The 3922-nt window shown below is 63.7% G+C and carries 3 protein-coding genes; 1 reads left to right on the forward strand and 2 read right to left on the reverse strand.

Features of this window, described 5'->3' with window-relative positions; translation table 11 throughout:
* Positions 1-194: 194 nt before the first annotated feature.
* Both RT131_RS13830 and RT131_RS13835 read right to left on the reverse strand, forming a co-directional pair.
* The gene (locus RT131_RS13830) at positions 195-386 is read right to left on the reverse strand and encodes a hypothetical protein (protein WP_057626798.1); all 192 of its coding nucleotides are present in this window, start codon (positions 384-386) and stop codon (positions 195-197) included.
* Positions 387-388: 2 nt separating this feature from the next.
* On the reverse strand, positions 389-1900 hold the full coding sequence (locus RT131_RS13835; RefSeq protein WP_313173385.1) for an FAD-binding protein: 1512 nt from the start codon (positions 1898-1900) through the stop codon (positions 389-391).
* 111 nt (positions 1901-2011) lie between these two features.
* Here RT131_RS13835 and RT131_RS13840 point away from each other — a divergent pair, with 111 nt between their 5' ends.
* On the forward strand, positions 2012-2935 hold the full coding sequence (locus RT131_RS13840; RefSeq protein WP_293707832.1) for a LysR family transcriptional regulator: 924 nt from the start codon (positions 2012-2014) through the stop codon (positions 2933-2935).
* Positions 2936-3922: the final 987 nt, after the last annotated feature.

A 3922-nucleotide genomic window follows, 5' to 3' on the forward strand; every position in this document is an offset into this window, starting at 1 on the left:
TGCAGTCCCTTCTCCCGCAAGCGGGAGAAGGTGCCCCGAAGGGGCGGATGAGGGGGCTTCTGGCTTCTGCGCGGTGCTTCGCACCTCACCCTCTCCCCAACCCCTCTCCCGGGGGGGAGAGGGGCTTCAAGCAAGCTTTCAAGCAAGGCTTCAGGCAGCGCTTCACACAACAGCGCTGCGTGGCGCTACCGGGCTTACTTCTTGAACAGCAGCGCCAACACGCTGGGCCGCAGTGCCAGCTTCATCATCTGGCGGAACTCTGCCGGCGTCAGGCTGGTCTTGCACGGCAGCATGCCGGCGACACCATCCATCACCAGCAGGCCATCCTCGGCCTTGACGTCGTTGATGCGCACGTCCAGCTTCATCGCGGGGGTAGCAACCTTCATGCTCAGCCCTCCCAGTTGCCAAGACCAACGATTTCACGGCCTGCCGCGCGGCCGGAGATCATCGCTTCGGTCAGGTACGAACCGTTCTGGTACAGGTCCGAGAACATCGAGCCCATTTCGCCGGCTTCGTACAGGCGCGGGATGTGCTTGCCATCGTGGTCCAGCACCTCGGACTTGATGTTGCGGCGCGCACCACCGCCGGTGCAGACAATCACCGGGTCAACACGCACGCCGTAGAACGGCGCCTGCGCAATCGGGAACAAGGTGTCCGGGTTGCGGCCAAAATCAGCATCGTGCCTGGCCGCGCAGGCCGCGTTGTAACGCTCCACTTCCGCGCGCAGCTTGGCCGGGTCACGGTTGATCTTCACTGCCAGCTCTTCAAGCGTGTCGGCCTGCTGGATCCAGCCCTTCTCGATTTCCGCCGAGTTGTCATCGGACCACTTGTAGCCGCGTACCACCGGGTTCCAGCTCATCACCTCCACCACCAGCTTGTTGTACTGGCAGGTGATGGCATCAAAGATCATGTGCACCGGCTGCGCACGATAGTGCGGGGTGTCCACCCAATGGCCGTGCTTCTTTTCCTTGTAATGGGTGAGCTGCAGCTCGGCGGTTTCGTTGTAGAAGCGCTCGGTGTTCGCATCCACCTCGATCCAGCTGAAGCTCTGCCAGAAGAAATTGCGCAGGAAGCCGTTGACGAAGCCCTCCGGCTTGAAGCCCGGCCAGATGCCGCCCGACTGGCCCTGGTTGCGCATATGCCACAGATCGGCGCCGGCCTTCTGCAGGATCTTGATGCCGTCGCCGGTGTTGTGCGGCGTGCCCAGCGGTGCCGGGTTGGCCAGGCCGAAGTAATTGCGCTGCATGTCCAGGTTGGCTTCAAAACCACCGGTGGCCATCACCACACCCTTGTTGGCACGGATGGCCACGCGCTGGCCGTTCTGCTCGGCAATGACACCAAACACTTCCAGCGTATCCGGGTCCTGCACCAGGTCCTTGAGCGGCGACTCGTAGGCGATCTGGATGCGCGGACGCAGGCGGATGTTCTCGCGGAAGGCCAGGTACACGCCCGAGGGAATCGGCAGGATTGTGGCCGTGCAGTGCACGGCCTCGCGTGCACCGAACTCCGGGAATTCCAGCACCGCATCGCGCTCGGAGAAACCGGTGCCATGGATGAACTGCGCACCGGCTTGGGCGGCGCGCTCCTGGATCCACGGCTCCAGCGCTTCCATCGCCTCGGACCAAGGCACCAGCATGTCTTCCGGGATCGGGTTGGCCACGCTCATCTTGCGCTGGTACTCGGCCAGCACCTTGGCGTTCTTGGTGATCAGCAGCGATTGCCCGGCCACACGGCTGTTGCCGCCGGTCTCGGCCTCGTTGGCCTTTTCCAGGATGAGGATGGACAGGTTCGGGTCCAGGTCATGCGCCTCGATGGCGGCGCACATGGCAGCTAGGCCAAAGCCGGCGATGACGAGGTCGTACTGCTGGTCCCACTGTTTGACGGCGTTGCGACTGGCCATGGTTCCCCTCCCGGGAGATTGCGATAGGCCCGACTATCAGCGCCCTGCCCCTACAACCGCCAACCAATTCGCGTACGATCCACAACCATTGGTTGTTACAGTGCGCTCGCCATGGATCTACGCCAGCTCCGCTACTTCCTGTCCGTGGTTGAACACGGCAGTTTCACCCGCGCCGCTGCGGCCACCGGCCGCACCCAGCAGGCCCTGAGCAAGGGCATCCAGGCGCTGGAACAGCAACTGGGCGCGCGCCTGTTCGAGCGCGGCAGCCGCGAGGCGCGGCTCACCGACGTGGGCCGCCTGCTGATGGAGCACGCCCAGCCCGCCCACGACGCGGTGCGCCGCTTCGAGGACCGCCTGCAGGAGCTGCAGACCGGCGCCGAGGGACAAGTGCGCATCGGCACCGGCCCCAGCACCGCCGGCTCGCTGGTCGCACCGGCAGTGCTGGCCCTGCGCCGGCACTGGCCGAAGATTGGCATCCACGTCAGCGGCGGCATCCTGCCCGAGCTGCTGCCCAACCTGCTGGCGCGCGAGCTGGACGCGGTGGTCACCCTGCACACCTTCGGCGACGGCGACCCGGACCCGCGCATCAAGAGCGACGTGCTGATGCACGATGAGTACCGTGTGCTCGCCAGCGTGCGCCACCCGCTGGCGCGGCAACGCGATATCACGCCGGCACAGTTGCTTGAGCAGGCCTGGATATTCGGACGGCGCCTGGGCGCGGTGGAGGCTGCGTTCCGGCAACGCTTCCACGAAGCCGGCCTGGAGCCACCACTCAACACGATGGAAAGTGGCTCGCCGGAATTCATGCGCGCGATGATCCGCGACGGCGGCTATCTCACGTTGCTGCCCAGCCGATTGGCGCAGGCCGAGTTGCTTGCCGGGCATTGGGTGAAGCTGGATGCACCTGGGTTTGCATGGCAACGGCCGGTAATGGTTTACACGCGTGACGGCGAACCACAAAGCGCGCCCTTGGCAAGGTTTCTACAGGCGCTGCGGAATGCTGCCGAGCAGGCACAGGTGCGACAGGTGGAGTGAAGCGGCGTTTGCCCTGGCTTGTGTACTTACGGGCACAGGAAAATCGCCTGTGCGTGCCACCACCACGGTATTCCGCAGTTTGTTACACCGCAGCAAAGCGGTCGCTACCTGTTATGACCGCTAGCTGGCGGTTATTGCAGGCCGAAAACAGCGTATAGAGCGCAGAGCGTTCGAACACAAACATTTGATCCAGCGGGGGAATCCGCCCGGTTCCACGCAGGGACAAAACGCGGGATACTCCGCGCTACACCGCTGTTCGGCGGTCCAATACGAGTTAGGCGGCGGTGCGTTGGGTTGGCTGGCCCTTCTTCTTTCAGCAGCAACATTGGCAAGTCACCGGTCGGCTCCGGGTAGCAGTTCCAACTGTTCCTGGCAGCGGCAAGCCCGCCACTTCGCCTTACGCTTCACTGCTCTGCCGCAATCATTTCATTGCACTTCGGCGGCAATGCTCGGCAAGGTTTCCCGGGCAAGCTCCATCCCGCAAGCTGTGGCATGATCGGCTCGCGTTGGGTTGCACAAGCAAGGCAGCACTGGTCCGGGGCCGGTAAGTGGCCACAGCCGCCTAACAGTTCATTCAAGCCGACGCCGCTTCGCGGCGCGGCTTAATTCCAGAGTTAGGCGGCGGTGCGTTTGGTTGGCTGGCGCTTCTTCTTTCGGCAGTAACATCGGCAAGTCACCGGTCGGCTCCGGGTAACAGTTCCAACTGTTCCTGGCAGCGGCAAGCCGGCCACTTCGTCTTACACCTCACTGCTCTGCCGCAATCAATTCATCGCACTTCGGCGGCAGCGCTCGGCAAGGTTTCCTGGGCAAGCTCCATCCCGCGAGCTGTGGCATGATCGGTTCGCGTTGGGTTGCACAAGCAAGGCAGCATTGGCCCGGGGAGCGGTAAGGGCCACAGCCGCCTAACAGTTCATTCAAGCCGACGCCGCTTCGCGGCGCGGCTTAATTCCAGAGTTAGGCGGCGGTGCGTTTGGTTGGCTGGCGCTT

The organism is Stenotrophomonas sp. (assembly GCF_032066555.1).
GTDB lineage: Bacteria > Pseudomonadota > Gammaproteobacteria > Xanthomonadales > Xanthomonadaceae > Stenotrophomonas.